The sequence below is a fragment of the Intrasporangium calvum DSM 43043 genome (assembly GCF_000184685.1).
GTDB classification, from domain to species: domain Bacteria; phylum Actinomycetota; class Actinomycetes; order Actinomycetales; family Dermatophilaceae; genus Intrasporangium; species Intrasporangium calvum.
The window spans coordinates 3,770,046-3,791,686 of the sequence record NC_014830.1 but is presented as its reverse complement, the minus strand read 5'-3'; the positions used below and the strand labels follow the sequence as shown (position 1 = coordinate 3,791,686).

Annotated in this window: 18 protein-coding genes; 10 read left to right on the top strand and 8 right to left on the bottom strand. The window is 71.1% G+C overall.

Annotated features, from left to right (window positions below):
- The first annotated feature begins 8 nt into the window (after positions 1–8).
- The gene (locus tag INTCA_RS17265; protein WP_013494215.1) at positions 9–917 is read left to right on the top strand and encodes an Fpg/Nei family DNA glycosylase; all 909 of its coding nucleotides are present in this window, start codon (positions 9–11) and stop codon (positions 915–917) included.
- Here INTCA_RS17265 and INTCA_RS17260 read toward each other — a convergent pair.
- From INTCA_RS17260 to INTCA_RS17245, 4 genes are all read right to left on the bottom strand, one after another.
- Positions 908–1,594: an exonuclease domain-containing protein gene (locus tag INTCA_RS17260; RefSeq protein WP_013494214.1), complete on the bottom strand. Its 687-nt coding sequence runs from the start codon at positions 1,592–1,594 to the stop codon at positions 908–910. The two genes, INTCA_RS17265 and INTCA_RS17260, sit on opposite strands and share 10 nt — an antisense overlap.
- A complete protein-coding gene (locus INTCA_RS17255) occupies positions 1,591–3,453 on the bottom strand; it encodes a putative nucleotidyltransferase substrate binding domain-containing protein (protein ID WP_013494213.1) in 1,863 nt (620 codons plus the stop codon). Before INTCA_RS17255 ends, INTCA_RS17260 begins: the two co-directional genes overlap by 4 nt.
- A gap of 115 nt (positions 3,454–3,568) precedes the next feature.
- Positions 3,569–3,886: a hypothetical protein gene (locus tag INTCA_RS17250; protein WP_013494212.1), complete on the bottom strand. Its 318-nt coding sequence runs from the start codon at positions 3,884–3,886 to the stop codon at positions 3,569–3,571.
- A gap of 8 nt (positions 3,887–3,894) precedes the next feature.
- Positions 3,895–5,607 carry a glycerol-3-phosphate dehydrogenase/oxidase gene (locus INTCA_RS17245; RefSeq protein WP_013494211.1) on the bottom strand — a complete coding sequence of 571 codons (1,713 nt, stop codon included), beginning with the start codon at positions 5,605–5,607 and terminating at the stop codon, positions 3,895–3,897.
- A gap of 233 nt (positions 5,608–5,840) precedes the next feature.
- Between INTCA_RS17245 and INTCA_RS17240 the strand changes: the two genes are divergently transcribed.
- Together INTCA_RS17240 and glpK are read left to right on the top strand one after the other, a co-directional pair.
- Positions 5,841–8,099: an immune inhibitor A domain-containing protein gene (locus tag INTCA_RS17240; protein WP_013494210.1), complete on the top strand. Its 2,259-nt coding sequence runs from the start codon at positions 5,841–5,843 to the stop codon at positions 8,097–8,099.
- Between the two features lie 162 nt (positions 8,100–8,261).
- Positions 8,262–9,770, top strand: a complete 1,509-nt coding sequence (gene glpK, locus INTCA_RS17235; RefSeq protein WP_013494209.1) for a glycerol kinase GlpK — start codon at positions 8,262–8,264, stop codon at positions 9,768–9,770.
- Between the two features lie 67 nt (positions 9,771–9,837).
- Here glpK and tpx read toward each other — a convergent pair whose 3' ends face one another.
- Positions 9,838–10,329 (bottom strand): thiol peroxidase, encoded by a 492-nt coding sequence (gene tpx, locus INTCA_RS17230; protein ID WP_013494208.1) that lies wholly within the window; start codon positions 10,327–10,329, stop codon positions 9,838–9,840.
- Positions 10,330–10,460: 131 nt separating this feature from the next.
- Between tpx and INTCA_RS17225 the strand changes: the two genes are divergently transcribed.
- The 7 genes from INTCA_RS17225 (at position 10,461) to INTCA_RS17195 (ending at position 18,078) form a co-directional block, all read left to right on the top strand.
- Positions 10,461–10,865 carry an ankyrin repeat domain-containing protein gene (locus INTCA_RS17225; RefSeq protein ID WP_013494207.1) on the top strand — a complete coding sequence of 135 codons (405 nt, stop codon included), beginning with the start codon at positions 10,461–10,463 and terminating at the stop codon, positions 10,863–10,865.
- Positions 10,862–11,116 carry a hypothetical protein gene (locus INTCA_RS17220; RefSeq protein ID WP_013494206.1) on the top strand — a complete coding sequence of 85 codons (255 nt, stop codon included), beginning with the start codon at positions 10,862–10,864 and terminating at the stop codon, positions 11,114–11,116. Before INTCA_RS17225 ends, INTCA_RS17220 begins: the two co-directional genes overlap by 4 nt.
- Before the next feature lie 40 nt (positions 11,117–11,156).
- Positions 11,157–14,042 (top strand): alpha/beta fold hydrolase, encoded by a 2,886-nt coding sequence (locus INTCA_RS17215; RefSeq protein WP_013494205.1) that lies wholly within the window; start codon positions 11,157–11,159, stop codon positions 14,040–14,042.
- Complete coding sequence (locus INTCA_RS17210; RefSeq protein WP_013494204.1) at positions 14,039–14,974, top strand: ABC transporter permease; 936 nt, start codon at positions 14,039–14,041, stop codon at positions 14,972–14,974. Before INTCA_RS17215 ends, INTCA_RS17210 begins: the two co-directional genes overlap by 4 nt.
- A gap of 157 nt (positions 14,975–15,131) precedes the next feature.
- Positions 15,132–17,372, top strand: coding sequence for a carbon starvation CstA family protein (locus INTCA_RS17205; RefSeq protein WP_013494203.1), 2,241 nt, complete (start codon positions 15,132–15,134; stop codon positions 17,370–17,372).
- Positions 17,373–17,374: 2 nt separating this feature from the next.
- Positions 17,375–17,611 carry a YbdD/YjiX family protein gene (locus INTCA_RS20510; RefSeq protein WP_013494202.1) on the top strand — a complete coding sequence of 79 codons (237 nt, stop codon included), beginning with the start codon at positions 17,375–17,377 and terminating at the stop codon, positions 17,609–17,611.
- A 92-nt stretch (positions 17,612–17,703) separates the two neighbouring features.
- Positions 17,704–18,078, top strand: coding sequence for a DoxX family membrane protein (locus INTCA_RS17195; protein ID WP_013494201.1), 375 nt, complete (start codon positions 17,704–17,706; stop codon positions 18,076–18,078).
- 61 nt (positions 18,079–18,139) lie between these two features.
- Here INTCA_RS17195 and INTCA_RS17190 read toward each other — a convergent pair whose 3' ends face one another.
- The 3 genes from INTCA_RS17190 to INTCA_RS17180 all read right to left on the bottom strand — a co-directional run bounded on the left by INTCA_RS17190 (position 18,140) and on the right by INTCA_RS17180 (position 21,616).
- Positions 18,140–19,720, bottom strand: coding sequence for a catalase (locus INTCA_RS17190; protein ID WP_013494200.1), 1,581 nt, complete (start codon positions 19,718–19,720; stop codon positions 18,140–18,142).
- Between the two features lie 59 nt (positions 19,721–19,779).
- Entirely contained in the window at positions 19,780–20,223 is a 444-nt protein-coding gene (locus INTCA_RS17185) for a Fur family transcriptional regulator (protein ID WP_013494199.1), read from the bottom strand.
- Between the two features lie 184 nt (positions 20,224–20,407).
- Positions 20,408–21,616, bottom strand: a complete 1,209-nt coding sequence (locus INTCA_RS17180; protein ID WP_013494198.1) for a M20 metallopeptidase family protein — start codon at positions 21,614–21,616, stop codon at positions 20,408–20,410.
- Positions 21,617–21,641 lie beyond the last annotated feature (25 nt).

Sequence of the window (21,641 nt, the reverse complement as noted above, 5' to 3'; positions counted from 1 at the left end):
AGAGCGACGTGCCGGAGGGTGACACCGTGTGGCGCACCGCGCACCGGCTCGACCAGGCGCTCGCCGGGCGGGAGGTCGTCGAGTCCGACCTGCGCTGGCCCACGCTCGCGACGGCCGACCTCCGCGGACGTCGCACGCTCGAGGTGGTGAGCCGCGGCAAGCACCTCCTGCACCGGCTGGAGGGTGGGCTCACCCTCCACTCGCACCTGCGGATGGAGGGCCAGTGGCGGATCGAGCCGACCCCCCGCCTCAAGCCGGGCTGGCGTCGCTCTCCGCACCTGCGAGCCCTCCTCGCCACGGCCGACTGGACGGCGCTCGGGCTGCGGCTCGGCATGCTCGACCTCGTCGAGACCTCCCGGGAGGCAGACCTCGTCGGTCACCTCGGTCCGGACCTGCTCGGCGACGACTGGCACCCCGACCGCGCCGTCGACCATCTGGCCGCGTGCGCCGTGCCGATCGGCGAGGCCCTGCTCGACCAGCGCAACCTGGCCGGGCTCGGGACGCTGTGGACCGCCGAGACCCTCTTCGCGCTGCGCCTCCACCCGTGGGCGGACGCGTCCACCCTCGGCCGACCCGCGCTCGAGGAGGTCGTGGACCGGGCCCACCGGCTCATCGACGCCGGACGCCGGGACGCCGTCCAGTCGGCGACGGGATCACTGGCCAAGGGAGAGACCACCTACGTGCACGGCCGCAGCGGCCGCCCCTGCCGACGCTGCGGGACGACCGTGCGCGTCGCGCTCATCGGGCCGGCGACGCGGGAGCGGACGATGTTCTACTGCCCGTCCTGCCAAGGGGGTCTCGGCCCCACCGATGACGGACGGCCCCAGGCCCCGCTCGGCTCGGAGACGAGCCGGGAGACGAGCCGGGAAACCGGCCGGGGCCGACGGGGGCGGGGGGAGGCGGCGCGTCAGCGCTGAAGCGCCTTGAGGGACATCGGTTGCCCGCCGCTGAGCCGGGCCACCTGCGCGAGGTAGAGCTCTGCGCAGGCCAAGGCGTCGGTGAGGGCCTGGTGCGCCGCATAGCGGGGTAGTCCCAGATGGGCCCTGGCCGTGCCGAGACGCAGCGCTCCCGGGGGGAGGTCGGCTCCGCTCTGGCTGCCGAGGACCCGCGCCTGCAGCTGCATCGTGTCGACCGCCTCCATGGGCAGCGGGACGCCGTGCGTCCGCTCGCACGCCGCCGCGAGGAACTCCCGCTCGATGACGGCATGGTGGGCCAGCAGGACCCGTCCCCGCAGCGCGGCGGCCACCCGGTCGACCACGTCCGCGAGGGGGAGGCCACCCGCCAGGGCGTCGTCGGTGATGCCGTGCACGACGGCGCTCTGGCCGACGTCGCCCTCGGCCCGGCAGAGGAGCTGGGTCGCGCCGGACAGGTCGATGACGAGGCCGTCGACCGGGACGAAGCCGACGGTGAGGATGTGGTCCGTGCGTGGGTCCAGGCCGGTCGTCTCGAGGTCGACGGCGAGCAGCCGCAGGTCCTTGACGTCGGTGCCCGCGGTCGGCTGGGGGGTGGTGAGCAGCTCGCGGACGGGTCCATCCGGGGCCTGCTCGGCCAGGCGTGATCGTCGTCGCTCCGGCCCCAGGAGCGACCGGATCACGTGACGAACCCGAGCGGATAGCTCTGCACGACGGTCTGCTGAGCAGACCGGACGATGTGGAAGGCGTCCCTCAGGTGGCGCTTCTCGAAGCTGCTCAGCTCGTCAGGGGAGACGAAGCTGTCGGGCTCGTGGCCCTCCCGGAGCTGGCGCGCCTGGTGGACGAGCCGGACGTAGCGGATGAACTCGAAGGCGTCGTGGAGGTCGGCCGCGGTCTCGGCTGCGAGGGCTCCGGCCCCGGCGGCGGCGCTGATCCGAGCCAGCGTGTTGACCTGGGGGAGGCCGCGCGAGAGCGCCTGGACCCGCGCGATCTCGACGATGGCGTGGAAGCCGCCCCGCTTGAGGTCGACGGTGTCCTTGTGCTCCCCCTTGCGCTCGAGGACGAAGCCGCGGAAGAAGCCGAGCGGGGGCTCGTTGCGCGCGGCGTTGCGGGCCAGGTGGGCGAGGAACCGTCCGCTCTGACGAGCCGTCGCGGAGACCTGGGCCTGGAGCGGCTCCACCAGAGTGCGTTCGCCGTGGAGCAGCCGGAGGTCGAAGAAGATCGCGGACCGCAGGACCGCGTCCGGAGTCGGCTCGTTGATCCACCGGGCGAACATCCGCTTCCACTCGTGGAGGGGCCGGCGCCACTCGGGGTTGCTGGCCATGATGCCGCCGGGGCACGGGGGGTATCCGCACGCGACGAGCCCGTCGCCGACGAACGAGGCGAGCGACTCGAACCACGCGAGCTGCTCCGGCCGCACCTCGTCGGCGAGGACGAGTGCGTTGTCCTGGTCGCTGCCGGGACCCTGCTCGAGCCTCGCCTGGGACCCGAGGACGATCCAGGCGTAGGGCACCGGCGCGGGGCCGAGGAGCTGCTCGCCCATGGTGAGGAGGCGCTTCTCGATGGCGTCGCCCACGGCGGTGATGATGCGCCCGATGCCGTCGGCGGTGGCGTCCTCGTGGACGAGCTGGTCGATGATCCGGGGCAGCCGCTGGCTGAGGAGCACCAGTGCGTCGAGGTCCTTCGCCTTGGCCACGTCGCCGACGAGGTGGATCGGGTTGGCGCGCTCGAGCCGCATGAGGTCGGTGCTCGTCAGCATGCCGAGCGGCCGGTCGCCCTCCACCACCGGCATGTGGTGGATGTTGCGGGACGTCATCTGCAGGACGAGCTCCATGGCCAGGTCGTCCGGGGAGGAGGTCACCGGGTCCGGTGTCATGATGGCGCTGACCGGCCGAGTGGTCTCGAGGCCGGCGGCCAGCACCCGGGTCCGCAGGTCCCGGTCGGTGACGATGCCGGTCAGGCGCTCGCCGTCGACGACGAGCAGCGACGAGACCTGCTCGCGGGCCATCAGCTCGGCAGCCTCGCGGATGGTGGTCTCGCCGGTCGTCGTGATCGGCGCACGACGGAGCAGGTCACGCAGTCGGGTCTGGAGAATCGCGCTGTGCCGGTCCTGCTGAGGGAAGGACACCAAGGCGTGCCTGAGTCGCGCCGCTCGCTGCTCCGAGAAGAAGTCCCGGACGACGGGCTGACGGTCGGCGAGCTCGGTGAAGACGTCGGACGCCATGACGAGCAGGAGACTGTCCTCGATCGCGACGACGTCGAAGCGGGAGGGCCGTCCGCCGAGCGCGGTCGTCCCGAAGCCGGTCCCCTCCCCGCCCCGTGCCACGAGGGAGCCGTTCTCGTCGGTGATCTGCACCGCGCCGGAGCGGACGACGAAGACCTCGTCGTTCCCCTTGCCCACGCTCATCAGGTGCGTGCCCCGGCGGGCGTAGCGGACCGTGAGGCGCCGGCCGAGCTGTTCCAGGTCCTCGCGGGGGACCGCCGCAAACGGGGCGTGCTCTGCGAGGAAGTCGGTGACTTCCGGGATGTCGACATCGGCCACGTCGCCATCGTCGCACCGCTGACGCCGTCACGTGGCTCAAGCAGGGCTGTCGGGGACCAGTCGCCGGACCTGGGCTGGTCGAGCCAGAACCAGCACCGCAACGTCAGGAGCAGGATCAGATGTCCTCACGACTCAACCCGTACGCCTGAGCGGGCGCGTGCCTCAGGACCGGGTCACCCCGATCGGTGCCGCCATGCGGCGCCCGGGGCAGGTAGCCGGCGGACATGACCACTCGCGTGAGCTTCTCACCGGCCCGCAGCGGGGCGGTGGTGGGCTGCGACGTTGCCCCTCCAGTGCCGGTGGTGGTGGCGGTGGTGTCGGCGGTGCCGACAGGTCCGGGGACGACGCCGTTCGGCTCGCCCGCGCTGCACGCCGCGACGATCAGGGTCACTGCCGCGCCGAGCGCGACGAGCAACCGCCGGTGCGTGCTCACACCCGGGCCTACTGCCTGCTGGCCGGGATCCGGCGGGGGTCGGGGGCGCTGAGCCGCTCGGCGTTCGCCTCGGAGTCCACCAGCTCCTGCTGCGACTCCCGCTCGGCCTCGACCCGGGCGACGTAGGCGGCCACCTCCGCCTCGATGCGGCCGGTGTCCCAGCCCAGCGCCGGCGCGACGAGCTCGGCAACGGCCCGGGCGCTGTCGACACCCCGGTGCGGGGTCTCGATCGAGATCCGGGTGCGCCGGGTGAGGACGTCGTCGAGGTGGAGCGCGGCCTCGTGCGTCGCGGCATAGACGATCTCGGCCTTGAGGTACTCCTCTGCGCCGGGGACCGGCTCGTACCGGCTCCGGTCGTCCTCGGCCAGGGCGAAGAGCTCGTGGACGAGCGAGCCGTAGCGCTCGAGCAGGTGGCGGACCCGCCAGACGGGAAGCTGTTGTTTGCGGGCCAGCCGGTCGAGCTGGTTGACGAGCGCGACGTACCCCTCCGCGCCGGAGAGGGGGATGAACTCGGTGACGCTGTCGCTGACGTCGCCGCCGATGTCCTCCCGGGCCGCGTCGACGGCGTCCTGCGCCATGACCCGGTACGTCGTGTACTTGCCGCCGGCGATCGAGATGAGGCCGGGCTGCGGGCGCGCCACCGCGTGCTCCCGCGAGAGCTGGGCGGTGAGGGCGGAGTCGCCGGAGAGGAGGGGACGCAGACCGGCGTAGACCCCTTGGATGTCGTCGTGGGTGAGGGGGACCTTCAGGACGGTGTTGAGGTGCTCGAGGAGGTAGTCGATGTCGGCGCGGGTCGCCGCGGGGTGGGCGCGGTCGAGCTCCCAGTCGGTGTCGGTCGTGCCGATGATCCAGTGGGTGCCCCACGGGATGACGAAGAGCACCGACTTCTCGGTCCGCAGGATGAGGCCCGTCTCCGAGTTGATCCGGTCGCGGGCCACGACCACGTGGACCCCCTTCGACGCGCGGACGTGGAAGTGCCCACGGCTGCCGGCCATCTCCTGGATCTCGTCGGTCCAGACGCCGGTGCAGTTGATCACGACCGACGCGTGGACGTCCTGGCGCTCGCCCGTCTCGACGTCCTCGACGACGGCGCCGACGACCCGTTCACCCGCCCGGAGGAGCCCCGTCACCCGGGTGGAGCTGATGACGGTGGCCCCGTAGGCGGCTGCGGTGCGGACCGTCGTGAGCGTGTGCCGGGCGTCGTCGGTCTGTGCGTCGTAGTAGAGGAGCCCGCCGGTCAGCGACTCCCGCTTGAGGGCCGGTGCCAGCTTCAGCGCGCCGCTGCGGGTCAGCTGCTTGTGCCGCGGCATCGAGCGCGTGCCGCCCATCGAGTCGTAGAGGGTGAGTCCGGCGGTGACGTAGGGCCGTTCCCACCCGCGTCCGGTGAGCGGGTAGAGGAACGACACCGGGCGGACGAGGTGCGGTGCGATCGTCTTGAGGGTGAGGTCGCGCTCCCTCAGGGCCTCGCGGACGAGGTCGAAGTTCATCTGTTCGAGATAGCGCAGTCCCCCGTGGAAGAGCTTGGAGGAGCGGGACGACGTGCCCGACGCGAAGTCGCGCTGCTCGACGAGGGCGGTGGCGAGCCCTCTCGTGGCTGCGTCGAGCGCGACACCGGCCCCGGTGATCCCACCGCCGACGACGAGGACGTCGAAGTGCTTGCCGGCCAGCCGCCTCCAGGCCGCCGAGCGGTAGTCCGCGTCGAGGCGCACCGGAGTCGTCATGCCCTTCCCCTCACGTCGGGTGCGGTGACGTTCCCACCCTAGCCAAGGCGCTCCGCTGTCGCTGGCCGTATGCCGCTGGGCCGGCTTCGTGACGATGTGTCGGTCCCAGCCCAGCCGGCATGACGTAGGTCACACCGCGCGAGATACCTACCGCAGGGCACCTGCGAGTGCCAGCGTGGACCCCACGGGCGTGGCCCGACGGTCGGGCCGGCCCCACGGAAGTGAGGCGTCACATGAATCGACTCGTTCGCCGGGCACTGCCGCTCGGCGTCGTGTTGGCCGTCACTGCCGTCGCCCCCGTCTACGCCGCAGGCGTCACCGGTCCCACGGGCCCGGGTGGCACGTCCGGCGCGGCCGCGGGTGCGGCGCAGGGCCCCAACGGAGAGAGCCGGTCCGGACCCCAGCGGACCGACAACCGGATGGACCCGCTCACGAGCAACCAGCTCGAGCTGAAGCAGAAGGCCTTGGAGGCCAGGCTCAGCGGGAAGGCCAAGGGCAAGGCCTACGAGGCCGCCAAGGGCCAGTACGTCCAGCTTCAGCGCGAGGGTGAAGGCGCCCTCTGGACCGTGCTCGGCGAGTTCGACGACCTGGAGCACAACCAGATCCCCGAGCCGGACCGCGCTGTCAACAACACGACGATGTGGCGGACAGACTTCGACCGACAGTCCTACGTGGACCTGCTGTTCGACGACTCCAAGGGTGCCAACTCGATGCGCAACTTCTACATCGAGCAGTCCTCCAACCGCTACACGGTCCACGGCGACGTCACCGACTGGATCCAGGTGCCGGGTGAGGCCGCAAGCTACGACGATGACATCGACAACCCCGCCGGTGGCAACGCGGTCTGGTACTTCCTCGAGGACTCCGTCAACGGCTGGTACGACGCGCAGGTCGCCGCGGGGAAGACCCCCGCGGAGATCAACGAGTACCTGAGCCAGTTCGACGTCTGGGACCGTTACGACTACGACGGTGACGGCAACTTCGACGAGCCGGACGGCTACATCGACACCTTCCAGTCGGTCCACGCCGGCGAGGGCAACGAGGCCGGCGGCGGTGTCCTCGGCGACGCGGCCATCTGGAGCCACAGCTGGTACGCCTTCTACGGCGACATCGGCGTCACCGGCCCGGCGAACAACAAGCTCGGCGGGATCCAGATCGGCGACAGCGACATCTGGGTCGGCAAGTACACGATCCAGCCGGAGAACGGCGGCGTCGGCGTCTTCACGCACGAGTACGGCCACGACCTCGGCCTGCCAGACCTCTACGACACGTCCGGCGGCGAGAACGGCACTGGCTTCTGGACCCTCATGTCCTCGGGCTCGTGGATGGGCGACGGCACGGAGGACATCGGCTCGAAGTCGAGTCACATGGGCGCGTGGGAGAAGTTCCAGCTCGGCTGGCTCAACTACGAGGTGGCACGCGCAGGTGCGAGGTCGGCTCACAGGATGGGCCCGATGGAGTTCAACACCAGACAGGCGCAGGGGCTCTTCGTCGTCCTGCCGACGAAGGCGGTGACGGAGCAGATCGCCGAGCCCTATGCCGGTGAGAAGTTCTACTTCAGCGGCTCGGCGAACAACCTCAACAACAAGATGTACCGGACGTTCACGCTGCCGGCGGGCGCCTCGCTCTCCGCGATGGTCAACTACGGCATCGAGGAGGGCTACGACTACGCGAGCGTCATCGTCTCCACCGACGGGGGCACCACGTGGGCCACCGTGCCGACGAACCTGTCCAACTCGAGCGTGAAGGCCGGCGGCATCGACGGCTTCTCGGACGGGTGGGTCGAGCTCACCGCCGACCTGTCGGCCTACTCCGGCGACGTCCTGCTCGGCTTCGGCTACAACAGCGACGGCGGCGTCAACGAGGCCGGCTTCATGGTCGACGAGATCAACGTCACCGGCTCTCCGATCGACGGTGCCGAGGCGGATGCGGGCTGGACCTTCAACGGCTTCCGCATCACCACGGGCACCGAGTCGAAAGAGTACAGCCAGTACTACGTCGCCGAGTACCGCACCTACCGGGGCTACGACTCGACGCTGAAGACCGGCCCGTACTACTTCGGCTACCCGGACATGCCGGACTACGTCGACCACTTCGCCTACCAGGACGGCCTGCTCATCAACCTGTGGGACACGTCGCAGCCCGACAACAACGTCTCGGAACACCCGGGTCAGGGTCTGCTCCTGCCGATCGACGCCCACTACCAGGCGCTCTACCGGGTCGACAACGACGTCTGGCGTAACCGGATCCAGACGTACGACGCGACGTTCACCCTCGCGCCGACGGACGGCATCCCGAACATCCACCACGGCGGTGTCCTGTCGCCGGTGTCCAGCCTTCCGGCTGTCCCGGTGTTCGACGACCGCACGACGTACTACGACCCGGCCAACCCGGGGGGCAGTGTGATGAACCCCAACACGGGGACGCAGATCCGGATCGTGAAGATCAACCCGACCGGGTTCATGCAGGTCGAGGTCCGGCCCGCCAAGTAGCGGCAACGACCTGAGCACTGCAGCAGCAGAGGGCCGTCACCACCCGGTGTCGGCCCTCTCCGCCCGCCCCGGGGACCCGGCCGGGCCGCGCGAGCCAGCCCAGCGGCATACGGCTGAGGTGTGGCGAGCCGGCCACGACGGGACGGGCGCTACGGTCGGCGCATGGACTACGTCGTCGCGATCGACCAGGGGACCACGAGCACGCGGGCCATGGTGTTCGACCGTGCCGGAAGCATCGTCGCGATGGACCAGCGCGAGCACCGTCAGATCTTCCCCCGGGCCGGCTGGGTCGAGCACGACCCCCTCGAGGTGTGGGAGAACACGCGGGCCGTCGTCGGGGGCGCCCTCGGCAAGGCGAACCTCGACGCGAAGCGCATCGTCGCGGTCGGCATCACCAACCAGCGCGAGACGACCGTCGTCTGGGACCGCGCCACCGGGCGGCCCGTCCACAACGCGATCGTGTGGCAGGACACGAGGACCCAGGCGATCTGTGACGAGCTCGCCGGCGCGGTCGGGCCCGACCGCTTCGCGGAGCGGACCGGGTTGCCGCTCGCGACGTACTTCGCCGGGCCCAAGATCCGCTGGATCCTCGACCACGTCGACGGCGCCCGGGACCGCGCGGAGGGGGGCGAGCTGCTCGCGGGGACGATGGACACCTGGATCCTGTGGAACCTCACCGGCGGTCCCGACGGCGGCGTCCACGTCACCGACGTGACCAACGCGAGCCGCACGCTCCTCATGGACCTGCGGACGCTCGCCTGGGACGAGGCGATCGCCGCGGAGATGCGGGTGCCCGTCGCGATGCTCCCGGAGATCCGCTCGTCGTCGGAGACGTACGGCACCTGCCAGCCGGGCATCCTGCTCGACGTGCCGGTGGCGGGGATCCTCGGCGACCAGCAGGCGGCGACCTTCGGCCAGGCGTGCCTCGAGCCCGGAATGGCCAAGAACACCTACGGCACCGGCAACTTCATGCTCCTCAACACGGGGGAGGAGATCGTGCCGTCGGCGAACGGGCTGCTGACGACGGTCTGCTACCGGCTCGGCTCGGCTGCGCCCGTCTACGCCCTCGAGGGCTCGATCGCGGTCACCGGGTCACTCGTCCAGTGGCTCCGTGACAACCTCGGCCTCATCCGCGACGCGGCCGAGGTGGAGACGCTGGCGGCATCGGTCGACGACAACGGCGGCGCCTACTTCGTCCCCGCGTTCTCGGGGCTCTTCGCGCCGCACTGGCGGCCGGACGCGCGGGGCGCGCTCGTGGGGCTGACCCGCTTCGTCAACAGGGGCCACCTCGCGCGGGCGGCCCTGGAGGCGACCGCGTTCCAGACCCGCGAGGTGCTGGACGCGATGAACGCGGACTCAGGCGTCCCGCTGACCGAGCTGCGGGTCGACGGCGGGATGGTCGTCAACGACACCCTCATGCAGTTCCAGGCCGACCTGCTCGGCGTCGACGTGGTCCGCCCGAGGGTGGCCGAGACGACGGCTCTCGGGGCGGCGTATGCCGCTGGGCTGGCGGTCGGGTACTGGTCGGGTCCCAGCGAGGTGACCGCCAACTGGGGCGAGGACCGGCGCTGGTCGCCGTCGATGGACCCGGCCGAGCGCGCGCGCCTCTACCGCAACTGGAAGAAGGCCGTGCAGCGCACCCTCGACTGGGTCGACGCCGACACCCCCTGATCGAAAGGCAATCGAAAGAGCAGTTCGCGACATGAACTCTGTCGCGAACCGCTCTTTCGATCGTTGGTCAGCTGAGGGCGGCGAGGGCCGCGTCGTAGTCCGGCTCCTGCGAGATGTCGGGCACGAGCTCGGTGTGGAGCACGGTGCCCTCCTCGTCGATGACGACGACGGACCGGGCGAGGAGGCCCCGCATCGTGCCCTCCGCGAGGGTGACCCCGTAGTCCTCGCCGAACGTCGACCGGAAGCTCGAGGCCGCGACGACGTTGTCGATGCCCTCGGCGCCGCAGAAGCGCTTGAGCGCGAAGGGCAGGTCCTCGGACGCGCAGATGACCTCGGTGTTGTCGAGGTCGCCGGCGAGCTCGTTGAAGCGGCGGACGCTCTGGGCGCAGACGCCGGTGTCGATGCTCGGGAAGATGTTGAGCACGAGCCGCGTGCCGTGCTTGAGGGGGACGTCGGTCAGGTCGGCGCCCGCGAGGACGAAGTCCGGTGCCACGTCGCCGACGGTGGGCAGGTCTCCGGTCGTCTCGACGGGGGTGCCGCGCAGTGCAGTGGTAGCCATGCGGTCGTTTCTATCCCGGTTACTCGCGAGTTGCCATTCCGTCCCGGGTCCCGGACAGCAGCAGGGGCAAACCGGGGCGTATGCCGCTGGGCTCGCCCTCACTGGCCGGTGCCGTCAGTAGGTTGGTGGGCATGACAGACACCCCCGGATCCCGATCGCTCTCGCCCGAGGAACGGCGGCGGATCATCGACATCGCCATGGAGCTCGCGCGCACCGGGCAGACCGCGGACCTGCTCGACTTCCTCGACCACGGGGTGCCCGTCGACATGACCGACGCCGACGGCAACAGCTTCCTCATGCTCGCGGCGTACCACGGGCGGGAGGAGACGGTGCTCGCCCTGCTCGCCCGGGGCGCCGACGTCGACCTGCGCAACTCCCGGGACCAGTCACCGGTCGCGGGCGCGATCTTCAAGGGGGAGGAGCCGGTCGTGCGCGCCCTCGTCGCCGCGGGGGCGGACCTGGACACGGGCACCCCGACCGCCCGCCAGGCCGCCGAGATGTTCGGGCGCACCCACCTGCTCGAGGTGGCGGAGTGACCCAGCCCGCAGCGGGCGAGACCGGAGCCGGTCGCCGTTTCCTCATCAACGTCATCGGCGCCGTCGGCCTCGTCTTCGGTTTCCTCCCGATGCTCCGGTACCTGCTCGAGCTCGAGCTCTTCGACTTCACGGTGGCGCCCTACGAGTGGCTCGAGCTCGAGGGCGCGGCCCGGCTCCTCCCGCCGGCCATCGTCCTCATCACGTGCCTCGTCGTCGCCTACCTGCTGGAGCGGGGCGCCCCCCGAGCCTGATCCGTCCGGGACGGGCGTCCTGCCGTGGTCCAATTGGGCAATGTCGCTGTCATCGCGGGCCCGCCCGCCCCGGCTCCGTGCCGGTCTGGTCGCGCTCGGGCTCGCCGTGGTGGCGACCGCCAGTGCGGCCCTGACGGCGCCCGCGTGGGGCGGGCCCACCGTCGGAGCGACCACCACCGCGGCCGCGTCCCAGGACCTCTCGGTCCCGGTCGGTGCCGAGGCGGACGGCAGCCCGGTGACGCTCGACGCAGAGGTCTGGACGCCGGCCGGCGGAGGGCGCCACCCTGCCGTCCTGCTCGCCCACGGCTTCGGTGGCTCCAAGGACTCGGTGGCGGCGGAGGCGACCGACCTGCAGCAGCGCGGCTACCTCGTCGTGACGTGGTCCGCGCGCGGTCACGGCGCCTCGGGCGGGCGGATCCATCTCAACGACCCGGACTTCGAGATCGCCGACGCCAAGGCGCTCGTCGACCTCGTGGCGGCCCGACCCGACGTGGTCCAGGACGTGACAGGCGACCCGCGCGTGGGGGTGATGGGCGGCTCCTACGGCGGTGCGCTCGGCCTCATGCTCGCCGGCGCCGACCCGCGGGTCGACGCCGTCGTCGCGGCGATCACGTGGAACGACCTCGCCGATGCGTTCTTCCCGCAGTCGGCGACGACGGCGACCGGCCCCACCCCCGCCGGACGCAAGCCGATCGACACGCCGGGCCCCTTCAAGCAGGTCTGGGCGTCGAACTTCTTCCTCGGCGCCAACGCCTCCCCCCGCTCGAGTGTGCAGAACGTGCCGCCCACGACGTGCGGCCGCTTCGACCCCACGATCTGCGCCGAGTTCCTCGAGGCGTCCGAGACGGGTGCGCCCAGCCGTGAGCTCGTCGCCCAGCTGCGAAGGAACAGCCCGCGGCCGACGTTGGACCGCGTCACCGCCCCGACCCTGCTCGTCCAGGGCATCGCCGACTCCCTCTTCGGGCTCGAGCACGCAGACGCGACGGCGCGCGCCCTCGCGGCGTCCGGCACCCCGTTCGCCGTCCGGTGGAGCGACGGCGGGCACGACGGCCCGAGCAGCCGTGAGGCGGAGGAGACCGAGGCGGCGCAGGCCTGGCTCGACCACTACGTCCGCGACGGCGCGTCGCGCGAGTCGGCCCGGCCGGTGCCGGGCTTCACCTTCCCGACCCCCTCGAGCCGCCGCGGACAGCCCGCGGACCTGTGGACGATGCCCGAGTACCCGGGCCTCGGCGACACCGCGACCGTGGCGACCGCGCGACTTCCGCTGGCCGCGACGACGGGGGCCCTGCTCCACCCGCCCGGCGGCCAGCCGGCGTCGATGGTCGCGGTCCCCGGCCTCGCGAACCTCGGCACCACCGTGTCGACCTACCAGATCGCGGCCCTGCCGGGGCTCTCGACGGCCTTCGAGACGGAGCCGGCGCCACGCTCGCTGACCGTGGCCGGATCGCCGACCCTCACCGTGACGGTCACCTCGGACCGACCGACGGTGACCCTCTTCGCCTCGCTGTGGCGGATCTCGGGTGAGCAGGCCACCCTGCCGGTGTCGCTCGTCGCCCCGATCCGGCTGCCGGTGACCCCGGGCCGACCGACGACGGTGACCGTCTCGCTCCCCGCCGCCACCTACGAGATGCCGACCGGGAGCCGCTGGCGCGTCCTCCTGACGAGCACCGAGGCGTCCTACGCCAACGACCGCGAGCCGGCGCGCATCGCCATCGAGGCCGGGGCGGACCTCACCGTGCCCGTCGTCGAAGCCACCCCCGTCGGCACGTCCATCGCCGGGACCGACACCGAGTCGGCCCTGGCCATCGGCATCCTCACGGCGCTGCTCCTCCTCGCGGTCGGCACCGCGCTGTGGCGGCGGCGGCAGCGGCGGCACGAGGAACCGCGGCCCGACCTCGCCGACGTCCCCCTCGTCGTGACCGACCTCGTCAAGTCCTACGCCGACGGCCACCGGGCCGTCGACGGCGTGTCCTGGCGTGCCGAGAAGGGCCAGGTCGTCGGGCTCCTCGGCCCCAACGGCGCCGGCAAGACGACGACGATGCGCATGGTCATGGGCCTCATCGCGCCCGACTCGGGGACCGTCCACGTCCTCGGCGAGCCCGTGTCCGCCGGGTCCGACGTCCTCGAGCGGGTCGGCGCCCTCATCGAAGGCCCCGGCTTCCTGCCGCACCTCACCGGGCGCCAGAACCTCGAGGCGTACTGGGCGGCCACCGGCCGCCCCCTGGCTGAGGCGCACGTCGACGACGTCCTCGAGGTGGCCGCGCTCGGCGGGGCCGTCGACCGGCCGGTGCGCTCCTACAGCCACGGGATGAAGCAGCGCCTCGGCATCGCCCAGGCGATGCTCGGTCTGCCCGAGCTGCTCGTCCTCGACGAGCCCACCAACGGGCTCGACCCGCCCCAGATCGCCGCGATGCGCCCCATCCTCCGTCGCTACGCGGAGACCGGCCGCACCGTCGTCGTCTCCAGCCACATGCTGGCGGAGGTCGAGATGACGTGCACCCACGTGGTCGTCATGCACGCCGGTCGCGTCGTGACCCGGGGCCTCGTCGCCGACCTCGTCGACAGCGACGACACGACGATCCTCGACCTCGACCCCGCGGCGGTCGAGGCCGACGAGGACTCGGAGTCGCCCGGGATCCCGAGCCGGCTCGGGGCGCTGCGGGGCGTGGACGGGATCACCGAGGTGCGCCGCGACACCGGGACCCGCGTCGTCGTCGTGGCGCAGCGCCCCCGCGTCGAGGTCGTCGCCGCAGCGGTCGAGACCGGCCTGCCCGTCGTCGGGGTGAGCAGCAGGCGGCACCTCGAGGAGGTCTTCCTCGGCGTCATCTCCAGCGCGTCCGCCAACGGGTCCGCCAACGGGTCCGGCTCCACGGAGTCCGGCGACGCGTCCCTCATCGAACGACTGAGGCAGGTGCGGGCCCGATGACCCAGCCGAAGACGAGCAAGCCTGCGCTGGAAGCGAGCCCAGGCCAGGAGCACGACGGGAGTGCACGGTGGCGGAGCCCCCGTGGGGCGGCAGACGGCATCACCCGGGTGCGCGACCCCTTGTCGTGGCGCGCCGAGTGGGGACGGCAATGGGGGCGCCGGCGCACCCTCGTCGCGTTCGGTCTGCTCCTCTCGCTGCCTCTCATCCTCGTCATCGCCTTCGCCTTCGGCGACGACGCCGAGAACCGGCGCGGGAGCGCGGCGTCCCGGATCTTCGACCTCGCGCAGAGCGGTGCGGCGAACTTCAGCCTCGTCGTCGTCTTCCTCGCCTCCGAGCTGCTCCTCATCCTCATCGCCGCGCTCTTCTGCGGCGACGCCGTGCCGAGCGAGGCCTCGTGGTCCTCGCTGCGCTACCTGCTCGTCGCGCCCGTGCGGCGCGCGCGGCTGCTCACGAGCAAGGCGGTCATCGGCCTCGCCTCGACCGCGCTGGCGACCGCCCTCCTGCCCGCGTGGGCGCTGCTCGTCGGTGGGATCGCCTACGGCTGGGACCCGCTGACCAACCCCCTCGGCGAGAACCTCACCTGGGGCCAGTTCCTGCCGCGGCTCGTGCTCGCCTGCGGCTACATCTTCATCACGCTGCTGCCCATCGCCGCCATCGCCTTCTGGCTCGGCACCCGGTCCGACGCGCCGCTCGCGGCCGTCGGCGGCGCCGTGCTCATCAACATCCTCGCCAACATCCTCGACCAGCTCGACGCCCTCGAGCCCTACCGCAATGCCCTCCCCGGGCACTACGGACGCGCCTGGCAGGACGCGCTCGCGATCGAGCCCCAGTGGACCGACATGGTCCACGGGACCCTCTGGTCCCTCGTGTGGGCGGTCGCCTTCACCCTGCTCGCGTACCGGCGGTTCCGGCGGGTCGACATCCTCAGCTAGGGGGTCGGGGTCGGCCCGCAAAAAGAGCGAGAAGACACCCCACCCGGGACGCCTCGCGGCGGGTGCGGCGGAGTAGCGTACGACGACGTGACCGCCGGAGGCCGACGTTCGGCCGCTCGGCGTGCCGCCTGCATCCCGTCCCCGAGAGGTGAGGTAGATGAGCAACATCGCCCCTGATCAGACCGAGCTGCCGCCTGCGGCGGTGGATCCCCAGGTCGCCGACGAGTACGACCGGCGCTGGACTACGCAGAAGATCGTCACCTGGGTCGTCGTGGCCCTCGTCGGCGCCGTCGCCTGGGCGATGATCGCCATCGTCCGTGGTGAGACCATCAACGCGATCTGGTTCGTCTTCGCCGCGGTCTCGACGTACCTCATCGCCTTCCGGTTCTACTCGAAGTACATCGAGCGTCACATCACCAAGCCGGACGACACCCGAGCCACCCCCGCCGAGTACCGGGACAACGGCAAGGACTTCATGCCGACCGACCGGCGGGTGCTCTTCGGTCACCACTTCGCCGCGATCGCCGGCGCCGGACCGCTCGTCGGACCCGTCCTCGCGGCCCAGATGGGCTACCTGCCCGGCACGATCTGGATCATCGTCGGCGTCGTCCTCGCCGGAGCCGTGCAGGACTACCTCGTCATGTTCTTCTCGATGCGGCGTGGTGGACGCTCGCTCGGGCAGATGGCCCGCGAGGAGCTCGGCATCGTCGGCGGCACGGCCGCTCTCATCGCCACGCTCACCATCATGATCATCATCACGGCGATCCTCGCGCTCGTCGTCGTCAACGCGTTGGGCGCCTCCCCGTGGGGCGTCTACTCGGTCGGCCTCACGCTGCCGATCGCGCTCTTCATGGGCGTCTACCTCCGGTTCCTCCGGCCGGGCAAGGTCATGGAGGTCTCCGTCATCGGCTTCGTCCTGCTGATGTTCGCCATCATCTCGGGCCGGTGGGTCGCCGAGTCGGCGTGGGGAGCGGAGCTCTTCCACCTCGACCGGACCACGATCGCCTGGATGATCATCATCTACGGCTTCATCGCCGCGGTGCTGCCGGTCTGGCTGCTGCTCGCACCGCGCGACTACCTGTCGACCTTCATGAAGATCGGCGTCATCTTCCTGCTCGCGATCGCCATCATCGTGGTCCGGCCCGAGGTCAACTTCCCGGCCGTGTCCGAGTTCGCGAGCCGTGACGACGGGCCAGTGGTGCCCGGGTCGCTCTTCCCGTTCCTCTTCGTGACCATCGCCTGTGGAGCCTTGTCCGGCTTCCACGCCCTCATCTCATCGGGGACGACCCCCAAGCTCGTGGAGAAGGAGCGCCAGACGCGCTTCCTCGGCTACGGCGGCATGCTGATGGAGTCGTTCGTCGCGATCATGGCCCTGGTGGCCGCGATCACCATCGACCGCGGGATCTACTTCGCGATGAACTCCTCGGCAGCCGCGACCGGCGGCACTGTCGAGGGCGCCGTCGCCTTCGTCAACTCGCTCGGCCTGTCCGGAGTCAACCTCACCCCCGACATGCTGTCCGAGCTGGCGCGCAACGTCGGCGAGGAGTCCGTCGTCTCCCGCACCGGTGGGGCGCCGACCCTCGCCGTCGGTATCGCCACGGTGCTCCACCAGTGGTTCGGCGGCACGGCGCTGATGGGCTTCTGGTACCACTTCGCGATCATGTTCGAGGCACTCTTCATCCTCACCGCCGTCGACGCGGGCACCCGAGTCGCGCGCTTCATGCTCCAGGACACCATCGGCAACTTCATCCCGAGGTTCAAGGACACGTCGTGGACCATGGGGGCGTGGATCTGCACGGCCATCATGGTCGCCGGGTGGGGCTACATCCTCCTCCTCGGCGTCACCGATCCGCTCGGCGGGATCAACACGTTCTTCCCGCTCTTCGGCATCGCCAACCAGCTGCTCGCGGTGATCGCGCTGTCCGTCGTCATGACGATCGTCGCTCGCAAGGTGGAGTCGAAGTACCTGTGGGTGGTCATCCTCCCGCTGGCCTTCGCGGCGGTCATCACCGTCACGGCGTCGATGTTCAAGATCTTCTCGTCGGTGCCGGCGGTCGGCTACTGGGCCCAGAACAACGCCTTCCGCACTGCTCTCGAGGACGGCAAGACCAGCCTGGGCACGGCCAAGACCGTCGAGGCGATGGAGGCCGTCGTGCGCAACACGACGGTCCAGGGGACGCTGTCGGTCGTCTTCGTCGTGCTGACGCTCATCGTCCTGATCGCATCGCTCATCGCGACCGTGCGGGCCCTGCGCGGCAAGGTCGGCGTCGACACGGAGGACCCGCGCGTCGAGTCGCGGATCTTCGCGCCGGCCAGCCTCTTCCCGACACCGCCCGAGCGCGAGCTCGAGGAGGAGTGGGAGAAGGTTCCCGTGACGCGGCCGGTGCGGCACCATTGAGCATGCGCGCATCCTCTGAGGCCAGCCCGTCGGGACTCTCGAGACTCTTCTCGGGGGGCCTGGCGGGCGCCCGCGGGGCCGTCGGCTACTTACGGGGGGTGATGGGCGCCGACGCCTACGAGCGCTACTGCGCCCACCTCGCGGCCAACCATCCGGACCAGCAGCCCCCGACCGAGAAGGAGTTCTGGCGGGAGCACATGGACTGGCTGGAGCAGAACCCGCAGGGCCGGTGCTGTTGACCCACCCAGCCGACCGCTGAGCTGCCGCTGGGCTCCGAGCGAGCCCAGCGGCATACGCCGTGGTCCGGCCAACCCAACGAACAGGAGCAGCCATGTCCTTCGCCGCATCAGCCGGTGACCGGCTCTCCCGTCTCGCCCTCGGGGCGACGTTCGCCTGGCTCGGCTACGGGGCGGCCTCGGACCCCGGCGGCCGTGTCGTGTCCGCCGCGAACCTCGGCCTGCCGAACCCCGAGGCGGCCGTTCGCTTCAACGGTGCCGCGATGGCCGTCGGGGGCGCCGCGCTCGCCCTCGGCATCCTGCCGCGAGCGGCCGCGCTCGGACTGGTGGCCTCCCTCGTGCCGACGACGATCGCCGGCCACGCGTTCTGGAAGGAGTCGGACCCGACGGCCCGGGCCATGCATCGCACCCAGGCACTGAAGAACCTCGGCCTCGCCGGCGGTCTGCTCGCAGTGGCCGCCCGCCGCTGACCGACAGCCGAAAGCCCCGCCCCCCATTCCGGGGTGGCGGGGCTTCCTGGTCCGGTGAGCGTCAGAGCAGGTCGGCCATGTCGTCCGAACGGTCCACCGGGGCACCGTCGACCGGGGCGTTGGCGTTGGCCGCGCCCTTGGCGACGTCGTCCGCCTCGGCGGCGGCCGCGTTGAGGGCGTCGATCGCCGCGCGCACGCCGGCGCCGTAGGCCGGGTCGGCCTTGGTGCAGTTGGCGATGTGGCGCTCGATCGTCTCTTTCGAGGCGCCCGAGATCGCCCGGGCGGTGTTCTCGAAGAGGGCCTGCTGCTGCTCCGGCGTCATCTTCTCGCGGAAGAGGATGCCCGGCTGCGTGTAGTAGTCCTGGTCGTCCTCGCGGTGGTTGAACCGGTCCGCGGAGGGGTCGATCCGCCACGCCGGCTCGCGGTACTGCGGCTGGCTCGAGTAGCGGCCGTAGGAGTTCGGCGTGATGGCCGGGGTCGCGCCCGCGTCGATCCGCATCGCGCCGTCCCGGTGCGGGCTGTTGACGGTGCCGGCCGCCTTGGGGGCGTTGACGGGGATCTGGTGGTGGTTGACGCCGAGCCGGTAGCGCTGCGCGTCACCGTAGGAGAAGAGCCGCCCCTGCAGCATCCGGTCGGGCGAGAAGCTGATGCCCGGCACGACGTTCGCCGGGGAGAAGGCGGCCTGCTCGACCTCGGCGTGGTAGTTCTCCGGGTTGCGGTTCAGCTCCCACTCGCCGACCTCGATGAGCGGGTAGTCACCCTTCGGCCACACCTTGGTCAGGTCGAACGGGTGGTAGGGGACCTTGAGCGCGTCGGCCTCGGGCATCACCTGGACGTAGAGCTTCCACTTCGGGAAGTCGCCGTTCTCGATCGCCTCGAAGAGGTCCCGCTGGTGCGACTCGCGGTCCTCGCCGATGAGGGCCGTGGACTCGGCGTCGGTGAGGTTCTTGATGCCCTGCTGGGTGCGGTGGTGGAACTTGACCCAGAAGCGCTCCCCCTCGGCGTTGTAGAACGAGTACGTGTGCGAGCCGAAGCCGTGCATGTGGCGGTAGCTCGCCGGGATGCCGCGGTCGGACATGACGATGGTGACCTGGTGCAGCGCCTCGGGGAGGTTGGTCCAGAAGTCCCAGTTGTTCTCCGCGCTGCGCAGGTTGGTCTTGGGGTCGCGCTTGACCGCGTGGTTGAGGTCGGGGAACTGCAGCGGGTCGCGGAAGAAGAAGACCGGGGTGTTGTTGCCGACGATGTCCCAGTTGCCCTCCTCGGTGTAGAACTTCACCGCGAAGCCGCGGATGTCGCGCTCGGCGTCAGCCGCGCCGCGCTCACCGGCGACGGTGGAGAAGCGGACGAACATCTCGGTCTGCTTGCCGACCTCGGCGAAGATCTTGGCGCAGGAGTACTGGGTGATGTCGTTCGTCACCGTGAACGTGCCGTAGGCGCCCGAGCCCTTCGCGTGCATGCGCCGTTCCGGGATGACCTCCCGGTCGAAGTGGGCGAGCTTCTCCAGGAACCAGACGTCCTGGAGGAGCATGGGGCCGCGCGGGCCGGCCGTGACGCTGTTCTCGCCGTCCCAGACGGGTGCGCCGGCGACCGTGGTCAGCGGCTTGGTATTGCCCGGGTCCTGGCGGGGTCCTTCGACAGACATGTGTCTCCTCGTGTTGTGTGTGCGTTGCGTTGGCGGAAGCAGGTCGTATGCCGCTGGGCTCAGTCAGCGGACGCGGTTGCGCCGTCCGGTCGGCTGGCTCTGCAGGCGGGGCAGCGCCCCCAGTAGACGACCTCGGCCTCGTCGATCTCGAAGCCGTGGTCGTGGGAGGCGTGCAGGCAGGGGCGCTCGCCGACGGCGCAGTCGACGTCGACGATCTTGCCGCAGACGCGGCAGACGAGGTGGTGATGGTTGTCGCCGACGCGCAGCTCGAAGCGCGCGGGGGAGCCGGCCGGCTCGATCCGGCGCACGAGGCCGGCCTCGGTGAGGGCGGCGAGGACGTCGTAGACCGCCTGGGTCGAGACCTTGCCGAGGCTGTCACGGGCGCTGCGGGCGATGGTGTCTGCGTCGGCGTGGGGGTGGTGAGCGAGGATCTCGAGCACGGTGAGGCGTGGACGGGTGACCCGGAGCTGCGCGTCCCGCAGCATGGTCGTCGGGTCCGTCATGGTCACGCCCTCGACTCAACCACCTGATCTGGAATGAGTCAAGAAAAGAGAGTCCCGTCTCAAGTGGGCGGTGCGCTGCGCCCCACACCTCGAGTGTGCAGGCCAAACCCCGCAACACACCCGCTTACGTCCTGCTGATGCCCCCTGCAGGCGGCACCTCCAGGACGTAAGCGGGTGTGTTGCGTCAGAGGGTGGCGAGGCGGCGGAGGGCGACCTCGGCGAGGTAGGCCGCGGCGTCCGGCAGGACCGAGTCATCGAAGGCGGCCCGCGGCGAGTGGTTGTCGTCGGCCAGCTCGGGGTCGCCCGTCGCGCACGCGCTGAGGTTGAGGTAGGCCCCCGGAACGTGCTCGAAGACGATCGCCATGTCCTCGGACCCGAGCTCCGGGTCGGCCATGTCCGCCCACCGGTCAGCGCCGAACAGGTCGATGACCGTGTCGCGGGCGTGGTCGAACTCGCTCTCGTCGTTGACCGTCACGGGATAGCCAGGAGCCCAGGCGAGCTCGACCTCGAGCCCGTGGGCGTGCGCGATCCCGCGGCAGGCCCGCTCGAGGTCGGCGATCACCTGGGTCCGGGCGGCGCTCGACAGCGTCCGCACGGTCGCCTCGAACACGGCGTCGTCGGGGATGATGTTCGCCTTGGTGCCTGCAGCGAACCGTCCGACCGTCACGACCACCGGGTCGAAGGCGTCGAAGCCCCGGGTCACCCGGCTCTGCAGGGCGAGCACCATCTCGCAGGCCGCCGGGATCGGGTCGCTGGCCCGGTGCGGCTGCGACCCGTGACCACCCTGCCCGATGACCCGAACCGTCACCTCGTCGACGGCGGCCATCTGCGGTCCCGGCCGCCCGAACCACGTGCCGAGCGAGTGCTCCGCAGAGAACACGTGCACGGTGTAGGCGGCACTCACCGTGGTGCCGCTCGCCTCGAGCAGGCCCTCCTTGATCATGGGGGCCGCCCCGCCCGGCCCCTCTTCGCCCGGCTGGAACATCAGCACGACATCGCCGGTCAGCTCGGCACGCTGCTCGGCGAGAATCCGCGCCGCGCCGACGAGCGCCGCGACGTGCAGGTCGTGGCCGCACGCGTGCATCGCGCCGTTCGTCGAGCGGTAGTCCACCTCGACCTCCTCGGTCACCGGGAGAGCATCCATGTCCCCGCGGAGCAGGACAGACCGCCGGGGCTCCCCGTCGGGGACCGCCCCGCCGCGGAGGACGGCGACCACGGACGACAGGGCGTGCCCCGTGGTGATCTCGAGCCCGAGCCCCTCGAGCGACTCGAGCACGATGGCCTGGGTCCGGGGGAGGTCCAGCCCGATCTCAGGCACCTGGTGCAGCCGCCGCCGCAAGGCCACGAGATCCGGGCCGATGGACTGCGCGATCTCCAGACTGCGGGTGCTCATGTGGGCCACCCTATTGAGGAGGTGG

Coding starts and splice junctions, on each gene's coding strand:
- INTCA_RS17205 (WP_013494203.1), top strand. CDS start 15,132: ATGAGCAACATCGCCCCTGATCAGACCGAGCTGCCGCCTGCGGCGGTG.
- INTCA_RS17190 (WP_013494200.1), bottom strand. CDS start 19,720: ATGTCTGTCGAAGGACCCCGCCAGGACCCGGGCAATACCAAGCCGCTG.
- INTCA_RS17245 (WP_013494211.1), bottom strand. CDS start 5,607: ATGACGACTCCGGTGCGCCTCGACGCGGACTACCGCTCGGCGGCCTGG.
- INTCA_RS17215 (WP_013494205.1), top strand. CDS start 11,157: ATGTCGCTGTCATCGCGGGCCCGCCCGCCCCGGCTCCGTGCCGGTCTG.
- INTCA_RS17180 (WP_013494198.1), bottom strand. CDS start 21,616: ATGAGCACCCGCAGTCTGGAGATCGCGCAGTCCATCGGCCCGGATCTC.
- INTCA_RS17195 (WP_013494201.1), top strand. CDS start 17,704: ATGTCCTTCGCCGCATCAGCCGGTGACCGGCTCTCCCGTCTCGCCCTC.
- INTCA_RS17210 (WP_013494204.1), top strand. CDS start 14,039: ATGACCCAGCCGAAGACGAGCAAGCCTGCGCTGGAAGCGAGCCCAGGC.
- INTCA_RS17185 (WP_013494199.1), bottom strand. CDS start 20,223: ATGACGGACCCGACGACCATGCTGCGGGACGCGCAGCTCCGGGTCACC.
- INTCA_RS17240 (WP_013494210.1), top strand. CDS start 5,841: ATGAATCGACTCGTTCGCCGGGCACTGCCGCTCGGCGTCGTGTTGGCC.
- INTCA_RS17225 (WP_013494207.1), top strand. CDS start 10,461: ATGACAGACACCCCCGGATCCCGATCGCTCTCGCCCGAGGAACGGCGG.
- INTCA_RS20510 (WP_013494202.1), top strand. CDS start 17,375: ATGCGCGCATCCTCTGAGGCCAGCCCGTCGGGACTCTCGAGACTCTTC.
- glpK (WP_013494209.1), top strand. CDS start 8,262: ATGGACTACGTCGTCGCGATCGACCAGGGGACCACGAGCACGCGGGCC.
- tpx (WP_013494208.1), bottom strand. CDS start 10,329: ATGGCTACCACTGCACTGCGCGGCACCCCCGTCGAGACGACCGGAGAC.